The 13101-nt window shown below is 71.2% G+C and carries 16 protein-coding genes; 11 read left to right on the forward strand and 5 right to left on the reverse strand.

Annotated elements, in window-relative coordinates; translation table 11 throughout:
- Positions 1-31 precede the first annotated feature (31 nt).
- Complete coding sequence (locus tag LI334_RS04275; RefSeq protein WP_227261937.1) at positions 32-331, forward strand: hypothetical protein; 300 nt, start codon at positions 32-34, stop codon at positions 329-331.
- A gap of 36 nt (positions 332-367) precedes the next feature.
- Positions 368-1288: a biotin--[acetyl-CoA-carboxylase] ligase gene (locus tag LI334_RS04280; protein ID WP_227261938.1), complete on the forward strand. Its 921-nt coding sequence runs from the start codon at positions 368-370 to the stop codon at positions 1286-1288.
- Here LI334_RS04280 and LI334_RS04285 read toward each other — a convergent pair.
- From LI334_RS04285 to LI334_RS04295, 3 genes are read right to left on the reverse strand one after another with little or no spacing between them, the layout of a single operon-like run.
- On the reverse strand, positions 1285-1725 hold the full coding sequence (locus tag LI334_RS04285; protein WP_227261939.1) for a universal stress protein: 441 nt from the start codon (positions 1723-1725) through the stop codon (positions 1285-1287). The two genes, LI334_RS04280 and LI334_RS04285, sit on opposite strands and share 4 nt — an antisense overlap.
- Before the next feature lie 26 nt (positions 1726-1751).
- Complete coding sequence (locus tag LI334_RS04290; RefSeq protein ID WP_227261940.1) at positions 1752-2774, reverse strand: amidohydrolase family protein; 1023 nt, start codon at positions 2772-2774, stop codon at positions 1752-1754.
- Positions 2775-2798: 24 nt separating this feature from the next.
- Positions 2799-4046: an HD domain-containing protein gene (locus LI334_RS04295; RefSeq protein WP_227261941.1), complete on the reverse strand. Its 1248-nt coding sequence runs from the start codon at positions 4044-4046 to the stop codon at positions 2799-2801.
- A 90-nt stretch (positions 4047-4136) separates the two neighbouring features.
- On the opposite strand from LI334_RS04295, the gene cofD reads away from it, so the two are divergent.
- The 6 genes from cofD to asd are packed head-to-tail and all read left to right on the forward strand — an operon-like array spanning position 4137 to position 8574.
- Complete coding sequence (cofD, locus tag LI334_RS04300) at positions 4137-5126, forward strand: 2-phospho-L-lactate transferase (RefSeq protein WP_227261942.1); 990 nt, start codon at positions 4137-4139, stop codon at positions 5124-5126.
- Entirely contained in the window at positions 5126-5863 is a 738-nt protein-coding gene (locus LI334_RS04305) for a tRNA-dihydrouridine synthase (protein ID WP_227261943.1), read from the forward strand. Before cofD ends, LI334_RS04305 begins: the two co-directional genes overlap by 1 nt.
- Positions 5856-6692, forward strand: a complete 837-nt coding sequence (locus tag LI334_RS04310; protein ID WP_227261944.1) for a triphosphoribosyl-dephospho-CoA synthase — start codon at positions 5856-5858, stop codon at positions 6690-6692. Before LI334_RS04305 ends, LI334_RS04310 begins: the two co-directional genes overlap by 8 nt.
- Positions 6689-7288 (forward strand): DUF447 domain-containing protein, encoded by a 600-nt coding sequence (locus LI334_RS04315; protein WP_227261945.1) that lies wholly within the window; start codon positions 6689-6691, stop codon positions 7286-7288. The genes LI334_RS04310 and LI334_RS04315 overlap by 4 nt, the downstream gene beginning before the upstream one ends.
- Positions 7289-7312: 24 nt before the next feature.
- Entirely contained in the window at positions 7313-7492 is a 180-nt protein-coding gene (locus LI334_RS04320) for a 30S ribosomal protein S17e (protein ID WP_145848469.1), read from the forward strand.
- Between the two features lie 50 nt (positions 7493-7542).
- On the forward strand, positions 7543-8574 hold the full coding sequence (gene asd / locus LI334_RS04325; protein WP_227261946.1) for an aspartate-semialdehyde dehydrogenase: 1032 nt from the start codon (positions 7543-7545) through the stop codon (positions 8572-8574).
- Here asd and LI334_RS04330 read toward each other — a convergent pair.
- Positions 8571-9527: a D-2-hydroxyacid dehydrogenase gene (locus LI334_RS04330; RefSeq protein ID WP_227261947.1), complete on the reverse strand. Its 957-nt coding sequence runs from the start codon at positions 9525-9527 to the stop codon at positions 8571-8573. The genes asd and LI334_RS04330 overlap by 4 nt on opposite strands.
- 105 nt (positions 9528-9632) lie before the next feature.
- On the opposite strand from LI334_RS04330, the gene LI334_RS04335 reads away from it, so the two are divergent.
- Positions 9633-9860 carry a hypothetical protein gene (locus LI334_RS04335; protein WP_227261948.1) on the forward strand — a complete coding sequence of 76 codons (228 nt, stop codon included), beginning with the start codon at positions 9633-9635 and terminating at the stop codon, positions 9858-9860.
- A gap of 276 nt (positions 9861-10136) precedes the next feature.
- On the opposite strand, the gene LI334_RS04340 is transcribed toward LI334_RS04335, so the two are convergent.
- Positions 10137-11279 carry a DUF7537 family lipoprotein gene (locus LI334_RS04340; protein ID WP_227261949.1) on the reverse strand — a complete coding sequence of 381 codons (1143 nt, stop codon included), beginning with the start codon at positions 11277-11279 and terminating at the stop codon, positions 10137-10139.
- A 106-nt stretch (positions 11280-11385) separates the two neighbouring features.
- On the opposite strand from LI334_RS04340, the gene LI334_RS04345 reads away from it, so the two are divergent.
- Positions 11386-11772: a hypothetical protein gene (locus LI334_RS04345; protein WP_227261950.1), complete on the forward strand. Its 387-nt coding sequence runs from the start codon at positions 11386-11388 to the stop codon at positions 11770-11772.
- Positions 11773-11811: 39 nt separating this feature from the next.
- Complete coding sequence (hisD, locus tag LI334_RS04350; protein WP_227261951.1) at positions 11812-13092, forward strand: histidinol dehydrogenase; 1281 nt, start codon at positions 11812-11814, stop codon at positions 13090-13092.
- Positions 13093-13101 lie beyond the last annotated feature (9 nt).

A 13101-nucleotide genomic window follows, 5' to 3' on the forward strand; every position in this document is an offset into this window, starting at 1 on the left:
TATTTTCGGCCGCGCGAATCGCTCGCGTGCCATGTCAACAGTGAGCGTTCGAGAGGGGGTTCGGTACGGGTTTTCGTTGCTCTGGTATCTCGTCGGCGTGTGGCTGGTCGGCGGCCTCGTCGCGTTCGCGGGCGTCGCCATCACCGGTGGGACGATGGGGCTGGCGATGGACGGGATGTCGCGGGGGTACGCGTCCGAACCGAACACGGCTACGCTGTTCCTCGGCGGCGCGCTCGTGCTCGTCGGCGGCGCTATCGTCTACGCGGGGTCGCTCGGCATCCTCTACAAGATAATCGCGGACGCCGTGAAACGCGGGAACGAAGTCGCCTAACGGGGGCTTCTTACCGCCGCGGTCGTACACTCGGGTATGACCGACACCCGGCAGGCCGTCCTCGCGGCGCTCGCGGACGGCCCCGCGACGGGGCCGGCGCTCGCCGACCGACTCGGCGTCTCCCGCGCGGCCGTCTGGAAGCACGTCGAGGCGCTCCGCGACGAGGGGTTCGGCGTCGAGAGCACGGACGACGGCTACGAACTCACCGAGGTTCCCGAGTACGGCGCGGACGCGGTGGCGTTCGGCCTCGACGCGCCGTTCGCGGTCGAGTACCACGACACCGTGGCGAGCACGAACGACCGCGCCCGCGAGCTCGCCACCGACGGCCGCGAGAACGTCGTCGTGCTCGCGGACCGCCAGGTGGGCGGACGCGGCCGCCGCGACCGCGCGTGGGAGTCGCCCTCCGGCGGTGTCTGGATGAGCGTCGTCCTCCGCCCCGACATCCCGCCCGCCCGCGCGCCCCTCCTCACGCTCGCGATGGCCGTCGCCGTCACCGACGCCGCCCGCGCACACGGCGTGGACGCGACCATCAAGTGGCCGAACGACGTCCTCGTGAGCGACGGGAAGCTCGCCGGGATTCTGACCGAGATGGAGGGCGAGTCCGGCCGTGTGTCGTGGGTGGTCGTGGGCGCGGGCGTGAACGCGAACGTCGACCCCACCGACCTCTCCGAGGGCGCGACCAGCCTCCGGAACGAGGCGGGGCCGGTGGAACGCCGGGTGTTCGTGCAGCGCGTCCTGGAACGGTTCGACGCCCTCCGCGGCGACCTCGACGGCGTGCTGGCGGCGTGGCGCGAGCGCACGAGCACGCTCGGCCGCCGGGTTCGCGTCCACCTCCCGGACGGCGACCTCGTCGGCGAGGCGGTGGACGTGACCGAGACGGGCGCGCTCGTCGTCGAGTCCGAGGGCGAGCGGCGGGTGGTGCACGCGGGCGACTGCGAGCACCTCCGGCCCGTTTAGTCCTCGACGCGAACGGTGAGAACGGGGACGTGACTGGAGCGCACGACCTTCTCCGCGACGCTCCCGAGGAGGAGGCGGTCGATGCCGCCGCGGCCGTGCGTCCCCATCACGATGAGGTCGATGTCGTTGTCCTCGGCGTACCGGACGATTTCGCGGCTCGGCGTGCCGTTGAGGAGCACGCGCTCGACGGGCACGCCGGAGTCGGCGGCGACCTCGGCGACGGCGTCGATGGCCTCCTCGCCCTCCTCCGCGAGCAGGTCTGAGACGCCCTCCGTGGTGGTTTCGGCCCCCAGGGACGCGAAACTCGCGGTGTTGACGACGTAGACGGCGTGCAGGGTCGCGTCGTGTTCCGCCGCGAGCGAGACCGCGTGTTCGACCGCGCGACGCGTCTCCGCGGAGCCGTCGGTCGGCACGAGAACCCGGTCGTAGAGCCCCATTTATGTGTGAATGAGTCGCACGCGGCTTAACTCTTGAGGAGGACGCGCTTCACGTCGCTCTCGCCCGCGCGCCGCACGACCGCGCGCACGGCGTCCTGGTAGCCCGCGAGGTTGTCCGAGTCGCCGTCTAACACGAGCAGGCGCGCGTCCCGGCCCTCCTCGATGGTGCCGTAGTTCCGGTCGAGTATCTCCGCGCCGTTCCGCGTCGCCATCCCCAGTATCTCGGGCGCGGTGCAGTCGCTGAGTTTCGCCGCGAACTCCATCTCGCGGAACATCGAGGGGCTGTTGAGGAAGACGTTGTCCGTCCCGAGCGCCACCGTCGTGAAGTCGCTCAGCTCCGCGATATCGGGGAGGCCGACGCCCGTCGTGAGGTTCGAGCGCGGACACACCGCGATGGGGATGTCTTCGTCCGTTACTCGCGTGAGGTGTTCCGGTTCGGCGTGCACCATGTGGACGAGCAGGTCGGGGTCGAGGTCGATGGCGGGATGGATGTCGGTGGCGTCCGCCTCGCCCGCGTGAATCGCGAACGGCTTCCCGGCGTCCCGCGCGGCGTCGCGCTCCGCGCCGAACTGGTCGTCGTTCGCGCCCGTCGCGCCGTACCCGTCCGCCACCGGCAACACCTCGTCGGCGTCGCCGCGCCCCATCACGAACGGCCGGAGCGCGCGGCCCTCCGCGGCCTCGTGGAGCATCTCGACGCCGCGCCGGCCGCCCTCCCGGAACTCGATGAAGTCGGAGGTTCCCGTCGCCTCCATGAACGACATCGAGCGCGCCATCGCCGCCACCAGCTCCGAGCGGGACGCCTCCCGGAGGAGTCGGTGCTTGAGGCCGCCCGGCGGCGCGACCAGTTCCTCAAGCGTCAGCCCGCGCCCGGCCTCCTTCGCGATGGAGTCCCCGATGTGGGTGTGCGCGTTCACGAACGCCGGCAGCACGATGTCCTCGGAGTCCGTCTCGCACGCTTCGACCGCCGCGATTTCACCGTCCTCGACGACGACGCGACCCTCGACTGCGTCGAACGTCGGGCCGGCGAGGATGGTGCCTTCGAGTTCCATACGCGGTGTCGGGCCGCCGTCGCCTTATTCGTTGTAGTCGTCGAGGCTCGCGTACTCGCCCGTCGTGGTCTCGCTCACGAGCGCGCCGTCCACGTCGAGGCCGAGCACGCGCTCCGCCGCCCGCCCGACGGGTTCGGTGAGGTCGTCCGGCGCGTACACGCCGAGCCGCCACTGTTCGCGCTGAGCCATCTGGAGCGCGCGAACGAGCGTGGACTGCTCGTCCAGCCGCCGGATTTCGCCGTTCACGAGCACGCCCGTGGTGGACTCCCGCATCGACGGCTGGCCCTGCACGTCCAGAACCACGTGCTCGCTCTCCACGCCGGCGTCCGCGGCGATGTCGTCCTCGAACGCGCGCACGGTCTCGTGGTCGGGGTCGAACAGCGGTTCCTCGGGGTCGAACACGTCCTCGGCCACGTCGTCCAGTTCCGCCCAGACGGCGCGCTTGTAGAGGTCGCGGTCGGCGAGCCGGTCGGCGAGCGCGCGCGACGCGTCGTGTCCGCGGAGGCGGACGAGGAGTTCGTAGTCGTCCATCCGCCGCAGCTGTTCGCCGGTCACGTCGCCCGTTTCGAGGAGGCGTTCGCTCGCCCGGCGCAGCATCGCCTTGGAGATGCGGGCGACGTGGTGGCTGTACACGGTCGGATTCATCAGCGCGCGGGCGAGCAGGAGGGACTCCGCGGTCTGGACGTTCCCCTCCTTGAGGACGAGGCGGCCGTCGATGAACGTGAGCTCCCGGACGAGCCGGCCGGTGTCGATGGTGCCGTAGGGGACGCCGGTGTGGTGGGCGTCCCGGACGAGGTAGTCCATCCTGTCCACGTCGAGTTCGCCCGCGACGAGCTGGCCGAGTTCGTCCTCGCCGGTGACGAGCGCGGTCACCCGCGCGGGGTCGAGGCCGTGGTCGTCGAGCACGCCCGCGATAGGCTCAGTTTCGACGAGGCCGGCCACGTCGTCGTGGTACTTGCCGGTGCGTCGGTGGATGAGGTCTTCGACGTTGTGGCTGTAGGGGCCGTGGCCGATGTCGTGGAGGATGGCGGCGGCGCGCACGCGCTCGGCGCGCGGGCCGTCGATTCCCAGGTGGGCGAGCGCCTGCGACGCGAGGTGGTAGACGCCGAGGCTGTGTTCGAAGCGCGTGTGGTTCGCGGAGGGGTAGACGAGGGAGACCGTGCCGAGTTGCTTGATGCGGCGCAGTCGCTGGACGGCCGGCGTGTCGAGGAGGGCGGCGGCGACGCCCTCGACCTCGATGTGGTCGTGGACGCTGTCCTTCACCGTGTGCATACGTCCGGGTTCGCCGGCATCACGTAAAAACGACCGGACAGGACGGCCGGCGGCGCAAGCGTTTAGCGCGCGGCGGCCGCACTCCCGGGTATGGTGACGTTTCTCGCCGGCGGCACGGGGACGCCGAAACTCCTCGCCGGCGCGCGAAGGGTGTTCGACGGCCCGCACGCGGTGGTGGGGAACACGGGCGACGACGTGGAACTCGGCGGCCTCCTCGTCTCGCCGGACATCGACACCGTGCTGTTCGACGGCGGCGGCGTGCTCGACCGCGAGACCTGGTGGGGAATCGAAGGCGACACGACGGAGACCCACGACGAACTGACGCGCCTCGCCGCGGAGGCCGGTATCGACGCCGAACCCCGTTATCTTCCGCCCGAAAAGCAGACCACGGGTCGAGACATCGCGCGCTGGCGGCGGTTTTCGGGCGCGTGGGAGTTCATGGAACTCGGCGACCGGGACAGGGCGGTGCACGTGTTCCGGACGAGCCTCCTCGACGAGGGGCGCTCGCTGACCGAGGTGACGCGGACGCTCGCGGACGCGTTCGACGTTCCGGAGGACGTGGTGCCGATGAGCGACGACCCGGTGGCGAGCATCGTCCACACGCCCGAGCGCGAACTCCACTTCCAGGAGTACTGGGTCGCGGAGCGCGCCGAACCCCCGGTGGAGCGCGTGGAGTTCCGGGGCGCGGCGGACGCCGAGGCGAGCGATGCGGCGCTCGCGGCGGTGCGGGAGGGGCCGGTGGTGGTCGGGCCGTCGAACCCGATTACGAGCATCGGGCCGATGGTCGCCCTGGACGGCCTGCGGGACGCGCTCCGCGACGCGACGGTGGTGGCGGTGTCGCCGTTCGTGGCGGACGAGGTGTTCAGCGGCCCCGCGGCGGAACTCATGGAGGCCAAGGGGTACGAGGCGAGCACGCGCGGCGTCGCGGACGCCTACGACTTCGCGGACGCGTTCGTGCTCGACACCGACGACGGCACCGACCTCGCGCGCCCCGTGGTGCGGACGGACACGCGGATGGACGACGACGCGGACGCTCGACGGGTCGCGGACGCCGTCCGGGACGCGCTGGAGGTGGCGTAGTGTTCGAGCCACGGGTCGCGCTCGCGAGCCTGAGCGGCGACGCGGACGCCGCGTGGGCGCGCGACGCGAGCGAGTACGCGGGCCTCGCGCTCCTCGGCGGCCTCGCGCTGGACGACGCGACCCGCGCGGCCGCCCGCGAGATGGTTGCCGACCGCGACAGAACCGAGTTCCTCCCCGACGACCCCATCGACTTCCTCGCGAGCGAACTCGACCGCGTCGCGGACGCTCCCATCCGACCCGGGTTCAACGTCCGGACGACGACGCTCGCCCCGCTCCGCGCCGCCGCCCGCGAGTGCGCCGCGCGCGACGCCGTCCTCGAAGTGAACGCGCACTGCCGCCAGTCCGAGATGTGCGCCGCCGGTGCGGGCGAAACCCTCCTCCGGGACGCCGACCGCCTCGCCGCGCAGGTGGCGGCCGCGAGCGACGCGGGCGCGACCGTCTCGGTGAAGGTTCGCGCCGAGGTCGAGGGCGTCGATCTGCCCGCGCTCTCCCGGGAACTCGACGCGGCGGGCGCGGACTGCCTGCACGTGGACGCGATGGACTCAGAGTCCGTGATTCGGGACGTACGCGAGTGCTTCGACGGATTCCTGGTGGCGAACAACGGCGTGCGCGGCCGCGAGACCGCCCGCGAGTACCTCGACTACGGCGCGGACGCGGTGTCGGTGGGGCGGCCGAGCGACAACCCGCGCGTCCTCGCGCGCGTCCGCGACGCCATAGGGGAGTGGTTCGATGCGTAGCCACGCCGCGAACGCCGAACTCGCGCTCCTGCTCGAAGTCGCGGGCACGCCGAAACCCGGGAACGTCGACCGCCACCGCGACTTCCCGGACTTGCGGTTCGAGCACTTCCTCGCGGGCGCGGTCGGCGCGCGCCCCGGCCTCGACGACGCCGAATCCGGCGCGCCCGTGGGTGAGGCGTTCGAGCGCGCGGTCGCGGGGATGAGCGAGCAGTCGGGCGGGAACACCCAGTTCGGCTGTCTGCTCCTCCTCGTCCCGCTCGTCCGCGCCGCGGCCGAGCGCGGCCTCACCCCCGAGTCCGTCACGCACGTCGTCGAGGACACCACGGTCGCGGACGCCGCCGGGTTCTACCGCGCGTTCGACCACGTCGCGGTGGCCGTCCCCGACCTCCCCGACGACGCGGACGCGCTCGACGTGCGCCGGGGGAGCGACGCCGTCCCCGAACTCGAAGCCCGCGGCCTCACACTCTACGACGTCATGGCGGAGAGCGCGCCCGCGGACGGGAACGCGGTCGAGTGGGTCGGGGGGTTCGAGCGGACGTTCGCCGCCGCCGACCGCATCGAGGCCGGCGCGGGGTCGATACTCGACCGCGCCGCCGACGCCTTCCTCTATCTGCTCGCGGACGAACCGGACTCGCTCGTCGCCGGCCAGCACGGCCGCGAGGTCGCGCGCGAGGTGTCGAGTCGGGCGAGCGAACTGCTCGACGCGCCGGACGCGGACGTCGCCGCGTTCGCGGACGACCTCGTGGCGCGCGACATCAACCCCGGAACGACCGCCGACGTCACGAGCGCCGCGCTGTTCGTCGCGCTCGAACGCGGGGTGGCGGTGTGAGCGACTGGCCCGCCGACCTCCGCGGCGTCACCGAGACCGTCGTGACGACGCTCGGTCCGAACGAGCGGTGGAACGCCGCCGCCCTGGGCGTGCACGCGCCGCGGAGCGACGCGGACAGCGACGCTCCCGCGACGGCGACGACATGGGGGCGGACGCGGACGCGCGGGAACTTCGAACGCCGCGGGGCGGGCTACGTGCAGTTCACGACCGACCCCGTGGTGTTCGTGGAGGCGGCGCTCTCGATTCAGGAGACCGACGACCCCGTGCTGGACGCGGCGGACGCCTGGGCGCGCGTCACGGTCGAGCGCCTGGAGTCGGGGAACTCGGGGGGGACGGAGTGGGTGGAGTGGGCGTTGCGGCCGGTCGAAACGGGCGTGGTTCGGGAGTCGGTGGCGACGACGAACCGCGGGTACTACGCGGTCGTGGAGGCGACGGTGGCGGCGTCCCGGCTGGACGTGCCGGCCTACGACGCGGCGGTGCTCCGGGAGCGCCTCGACTACTTCGCGGACGTGGTCGAACGCTGTGGCGGCGAGCGCGAGCGCGAGGCGATGGCGCTCGTCGCCGAGTACAGCGCGTACGAGAACGAATCCTTTTAACGCTCGGCGGAACAAACCCCCGGTATGGCCATCAAGCCCGACTACGTCAAGAAGACGGGGAACATCCTCATGGAGCGATACCCCGACGCGTTCAGCCGCGAGGACTTCGAGCACAACAAGGACGCCGTCGTGGAACTGACGAACATCGAGTCGAAGGAAGTCCGCAACCGCATCGCGGGCTACATCACGCACAAGCGACAGTAGTTTTCCCCGCAACCGAAGCGCTTTGAACGGCCTCCCGACTAAGGGAGGGTATGGTAAACGTAGGCGTACTCGGAGCGACTGGTGCCGTCGGACAGCGATTCATCCAGTTGCTCTCCGAGCACGACGAGTTCGAGCTGACGACCGTCACCGCGAGCCCCGAGTCCGCGGGCGACACGTACCGGGAGGCGGCGAAGTGGCGGGTGGACACGCCGATTCCCGAGGACGTGGCGACCCTCGAAGTCCGGGAGACCGACCCGGACGCGATTCCGGACGACGTCGACCTCCTCTTCTCCTCGCTCCCGTCGTCGGTCGCGGAACGCGTCGAACACGGCTTCTGTGAGGCGGGCTACGTGGTGTCCTCGAACTCCTCGAACGAGCGCACCGCGGACGACGTGCCGCTCGTCATCCCCGAAGTGAACGCCGACCACCTCGACCTCATCGAGGTGCAGCGCGACGAGCGCGGCTGGGACGGCGCGCTCGTGAAGAACCCGAACTGCTCCACCATCACGATGGTGCCGACGCTCGCGGCGCTGGACGCGTTCGGCCTCGACACGGTGCACGTCGCCACCCTCCAGGCGGTGTCCGGCGCGGGCTACTCGGGCGTCACGTCGATGGAAATCCTCGACAACGTCCTCCCCCACATCGGCGGCGAGGAGTCGAAGATGGAGTCCGAGTCCCGGAAGCTCCTCGGCGAGTTCACGGGCGCGGAAGTGGACTGGCACGACGTGGACGTCTCCGCGTCCTGCAACCGCGTCCCCACGCTCGACGGCCACCTGGAGAACGTCTGGGCGGAACTCGACGACGACCCGACCGTCGAAGCGGTCGTGGACGCCTTCGAGGACGCGGCCTCCCAGGACTTGCCGAGCGCGCCCGACCCCCTGATTCACGTGTTCGAGGAGCCCGACCGGCCGCAGCCGCGTCTCGACCGGATGCTCGGCGGCGGGATGGCGGTCGCGGCGGGCGGCGTCCAGCAGACGGAGAGCGGGATTCAGTACAACACGCTCGCGCACAACACCATCCGCGGCGCGGCGGGTGCGAGCGTGCTGAACGGCGAACTGCTCGCGCGCGACGGCTGGCTCTAGTCCACGCGGTTCTTCAGTTCTTCACCGGCGTCGAGACGCCGGACGTTCTCCGCGAGGATGTCCGCGAGCCGCGTCCAGTGCTGTGGCGTGTGGCCGGCGTTGTGCGGCGTGACGAGGCAGTTGTCGAGCGTCCAGAGCACGTGGTCGGGCGGGAGCGGTTCGGGGTCGGTCACGTCGAGCGCCGCCCCGCGAATGCTCTCGCCGCGGAGCGCGTCCACGAGCGCGTCCGTCTCCACGACGCCGCCGCGCGCGACGTTCACCAGGACGGCGTCGGGTTCGAGCGTCTCGAACGCCGCCGCGTCCACGAGGCCCGCCGTGGTCTCGGTGAGCGGGCACGCGAGCACGACGTAGTCGCTTCGCGCGAACGCGTCGTGCACGTCCGCGGGGTCGAACCCGACGACTTCGTCCGTCGGCCCGCCCTTCTCGGGCGTGTACCGGACGCCGATTGTGTGCGCGCCGAACCCGCGGAGGCGCTGTTCGACCTCGGTGCCGATAGCGCCCAGTCCGACGATGGTGACGGTCGCGTCCGTGAGTTCGCCGTGGGCCTTGTAGTGCCGCCACTCGCCGCGCTCGGACTGCCGGAAGCCCTGCTGGAGATTCCGCGCGAACGTCAACAGATAGCCCAGGACTTGCTCGGCGATGCCGGGCGCGTGGATGCCCGCGCCGTTCGTCACCGCGACGCCGCGCTCGCGCAGGGCGTCCATCGGAAGGTGGTTGTAGCCCGCGTACGCGCACGCGAACAACTCGATGTCGCGGGCGGCGTCAAGCAGGTCGGTGTCGATGCCGGTTCCGGTCACTATCTCGGCGTCCGCGACCGCCTCGCGTTCCGCCCGCGGGGTCGCCGCGTACCGGATCTCGTGGTCGGGGAGTCGCGCTTCGAGGGCGTCCGCGTACTTGCGCGACGACAGGCCGTGGGTGTCCGCGCGCAACACCGCTATCGTGGGTTCGGTCACGTCTCAGTCTCCACCCGCGACCGCCTAATCCGTTTCCGTCGCGGCGTCGCGTCCGCGTTCGCCGGTTTGCCAAGGGTTTTTGGCGGGCATCGGCAATCTCGGGGTATGAGCGACGATGCGAGCCTGTCCTGTCACGCGAAACTCGCCCGCGTGGTGCTCGCGAACCGCGGCCCCCTCTCCCCGAGCGAGATTGCGGACGAAGCCCGCATCTCCGAGGCGGACGCCGCCACCGCGATGGACGAACTCGTCGAGGCCGGGCGCGCCGAGTGCGTCTGCGGCGTCTGCGAGACCCGCGAACAGGTGTACGCGCTCCTCGAAGAAGCGAAGGCGTAGCCCTCTTAGCCACGCCCGCCCTATCCCGGGTGCGCGCCGTTTGTCCCCACCCGAGCCAGCCTACCAGGGTGCGATGACGACTGGAGAACCCCGGCGTGCAAAACACCTGTCGCGCAAGCGACCGCGGAACGGTTTCGGGGCCGGCGAGTACGGCTCCGGGGTAGCGTCCATCGCTCGCCCGCCACGAGGGTTTCCCGGCCGACGCGGCACGCCGCCTCGGGATGACGCCGGTCGTTAGTGTTGCGGGCGACATTCTACGCGAGAGCGACGGGCTTCTCAGTCGGCCGTCGCGTTTTTGATACCCGTCACCAGTCGATACGTGACGTTCTGTTGCGTCCCGGAGACGCCGGCGAACCCGAACGTGTAGTCGCCGCGGGCCGGGTCGTCGTGGAGCGAGAAGGACGTCCCGTTCTCGGTCGCGGTCACGTAGACTGCGTCGCCGGGTTCGAGGCGGGCGTTCGTGGTGACGGTGCCCGCCACGTCACCGGCGCGCGCCGAGGGATTAGAGCCCCAGACGGGGTCGGTGGACGCGCCGACGCGGAGCGTCGTGTTCGCCGGGAGCGCACCGCCGCCGGTGTTCCGGAGTTCGACCGCGTGGCCGTCCGCGACTATCGACAGCGAGAGGTGCGGAACGTCCCCGACCCAGGACGGCGGCCCGCTCCACTCCGCGTCGGCGTCGAGCGCTATCGAGTGCTCGGTGCGCACCGTCTCGCCGTCGGAGTTCACGGTCGTCGCGGCGTCGATGTCGTGGACGACGCCGTCGGGGGTGACGAGCACCGTTCCCTCGTAGGCGTCGTACAGTCCGTTAGCGGGCGACGGCTCGTCGGCGGTGAACTGGACGAACGTCCGGCCGCCGCGTTCGACGGTTCCGTTGACGCTGTAGTTCCCGCCGGCGAGGAGCAGATGGAGCGCGGACCGTGGTTCGAACACGTCGTCGTTCGTCCACGCGCGAGTATTGGTGAATGAGTCCTGCACGACGCTGTAGAACGTCTCTTCGTCCGCGGTGACCCGCACGTACTCGCGCGCGTCCGTCCCGTAGAACGCCTCGGTGACGCGCTCGCCGTCGGCGGTGCGCTCGAACGTGCTGTAGTACGGCGTCCGGTTCGCGCCGCGCGCGTAGCTCCGAACGACGGTCTCGTCCGCGTTCGTCCACCGCTGCGTGAGCACCGTCGGTTCGTTTGCCGTCGCGGCGGCGTGCGCGTCGAGGAGGACGGAGACGTTCACGAGCGTCCCGTTCGCCGCGACCCCCGGCGGGTACTGCTCCGCGCTGACGTTCCCTGTCGTTCCGGTCGTCGCGGCGCTGGTCGTCGGTGCGGTCGTCTCGGTGACGCTGGTGGGCGTCCCGCCGCTACAGCCGGCGGTGACGAGGAGGAGGGCGACGCAGCCGACGAGGGCCGCGCGTCGTATCGGAGACCTCATATTATTGACCTGGTTCGCGCTGCTCTAAAAGTCTCGTGGGTAGCGCGCGTCGGAACGGCTACGGGGCCGTCCGTCGAACGCCCTGTATGAACGGGTGGCGGACGCGGTGAGCGCGGGCGTTGAGCGGCCGCTGGGTCGGGTGTACGACGCGGCGTACGCGGGCGTGCCGAACTGGGACATCGGGCGGCCGCAGCGGCCGTTCGTTCGACTGGTGGAGTCTGGCGTCCTCGACTCCGCGATGTTCCACGTGCTCGGCGACCGCGAGCGCGACGCGTTCGTCCGGGAACTCGACGCCGTCTTCGAATCTGATGGTCTCTACTGCGTGCTCGGCGACCGCCGGCAGGACGACCGCGACGTGTACGGCGTGAGCGTCCCGGAACTCCGCGAGCGCTTCCCCGCCGAACGCTGGGAGTTCGTCCACGCGGAGGAGGCCGCGTTCGAGCGGCGGTGGGGCGCGACGCCCGCCGTGTTCGCGGTGCTGCGGCGGCGGTGAGGCGAACGGTTTTCACGTCTCGCGGCCCTCGATTCAGGTATGACTCTCGACCCGGAGCGCGTCGCCGAGCTCGGCCCCGAGCGACGCCGCGCGCTCTTCGAACGCGACGCGGGCGTGGAGGCGGTTCGCGGGGACGTTCGCGATATCCTCTCGCGGGTTCGCGCGGAGGGCGACGCGGCGCTCCGCGAGTTCGCGCGCGAGTTCGACGACACCGACGTGGGGAACCTCGACGTGACCGACGCGGCCGAGCGCGCGTACGACGACCTCGACGACGACACCCGGCAGGCCATCGACGACGCCGTCGAGAACGTCCGCGAGTTCCACGAGGCCCAGGTTCCCGATGACTGGCGCGAGGCGTTCGACGGCCGCGAACTCGGCCGGCGGTTCCGCCCCATCGAGCGCGCTGGCGTCTACGTCCCCGGCGGCGCGGCGGCCTACCCGTCGTCGGCCATCATGGGCGTCGTGCCGGCGAAGGTGGCGGGCGTGGAGCAGGTGGCGGTGGCGACGCCGCCCGCGGACGAGATGAACCCGGTGACGCTCGCGGCGATTCACGCGGCGGGCGCGGACACCGTGTACGCGGTCGGGGGCGCGCAGGCCGTCGGCGCGCTCGCGTACGGCACGGAGACCGTCAACTCCGTCCAGCTCGTCGTCGGTCCCGGAAATAAGTGGGTGACCGCGGCGAAGGCCGAGGTTCGGGGCGAGGTCGAAATCGACTTCCTCGCCGGACCGAGCGAGGTTCTGGTGCTCGCGGACGACACCGCCGACCCGGCGCTGGTCGCGGCGGACGCGCTCGCGCAGGCCGAACACGACCCGAACGCGTCCGTCGTCGTCGTCACGGACGACGAAGCAACCGCGGACGCCGTCTGCGGGGAAATCGACGCCCGCCTCGGCGAGCGCGAGCGCGCGGACATCATCGAGGAGTGCTTGCAGGGCGATGCGAGCGGCGTGTTCGTCGCGCGCTCGCAGAGCGAGGCCGTGCTGTTCGCGGAGGAGTACGCGGCCGAACACCTCTCGATTCAGGCCGCCGACGACGAGGACATCCTCGACCGCATCACGAACGCGGGAAGCGTCTTCCTCGGGCCGTACACGCCCGTCGCGGCCGGCGACTACGCCACCGGCACGAACCACGTCCTCCCGACGAACGGTCGGGCGAAGGTCACCGGCGGCCTCAGCGTGGACACGTTCCTCCGCGCGACCACCGTCCAGCGCCTCGACCGCGACTCCCTCGGCGACATCCGGGACACCGTGACGACGCTCGCGAACGCCGAAGGCCTCGAAGGCCACGCCGCCAGCGTGGACGCCCGGTTCCGCGACGAGTAGTCGGGTTCG

Source organism: Salarchaeum japonicum (assembly GCF_020614395.1).
GTDB lineage: Archaea > Halobacteriota > Halobacteria > Halobacteriales > Halobacteriaceae > Salarchaeum > Salarchaeum japonicum.

Excerpts from the sequence above, each read along its gene's own strand:
- LI334_RS04275 (WP_227261937.1), top strand. The coding sequence starts at position 32 with ATGTCAACAGTGAGCGTTCGAGAGGGGGTTCGGTACGGGTTTTCGTTG.
- LI334_RS04280 (WP_227261938.1), top strand. The coding sequence starts at position 368 with ATGACCGACACCCGGCAGGCCGTCCTCGCGGCGCTCGCGGACGGCCCC.
- LI334_RS04285 (WP_227261939.1), bottom strand. The coding sequence starts at position 1,725 with ATGGGGCTCTACGACCGGGTTCTCGTGCCGACCGACGGCTCCGCGGAG.
- LI334_RS04290 (WP_227261940.1), bottom strand. The coding sequence starts at position 2,774 with ATGGAACTCGAAGGCACCATCCTCGCCGGCCCGACGTTCGACGCAGTC.
- LI334_RS04295 (WP_227261941.1), bottom strand. The coding sequence starts at position 4,046 with ATGCACACGGTGAAGGACAGCGTCCACGACCACATCGAGGTCGAGGGC.
- cofD (WP_227261942.1), top strand. The coding sequence starts at position 4,137 with ATGGTGACGTTTCTCGCCGGCGGCACGGGGACGCCGAAACTCCTCGCC.
- LI334_RS04310 (WP_227261944.1), top strand. The coding sequence starts at position 5,856 with ATGCGTAGCCACGCCGCGAACGCCGAACTCGCGCTCCTGCTCGAAGTC.
- LI334_RS04320 (WP_145848469.1), top strand. The coding sequence starts at position 7,313 with ATGGCCATCAAGCCCGACTACGTCAAGAAGACGGGGAACATCCTCATG.
- asd (WP_227261946.1), top strand. The coding sequence starts at position 7,543 with ATGGTAAACGTAGGCGTACTCGGAGCGACTGGTGCCGTCGGACAGCGA.
- LI334_RS04335 (WP_227261948.1), top strand. The coding sequence starts at position 9,633 with ATGAGCGACGATGCGAGCCTGTCCTGTCACGCGAAACTCGCCCGCGTG.
- LI334_RS04340 (WP_227261949.1), bottom strand. The coding sequence starts at position 11,279 with ATGAGGTCTCCGATACGACGCGCGGCCCTCGTCGGCTGCGTCGCCCTC.
- hisD (WP_227261951.1), top strand. The coding sequence starts at position 11,812 with ATGACTCTCGACCCGGAGCGCGTCGCCGAGCTCGGCCCCGAGCGACGC.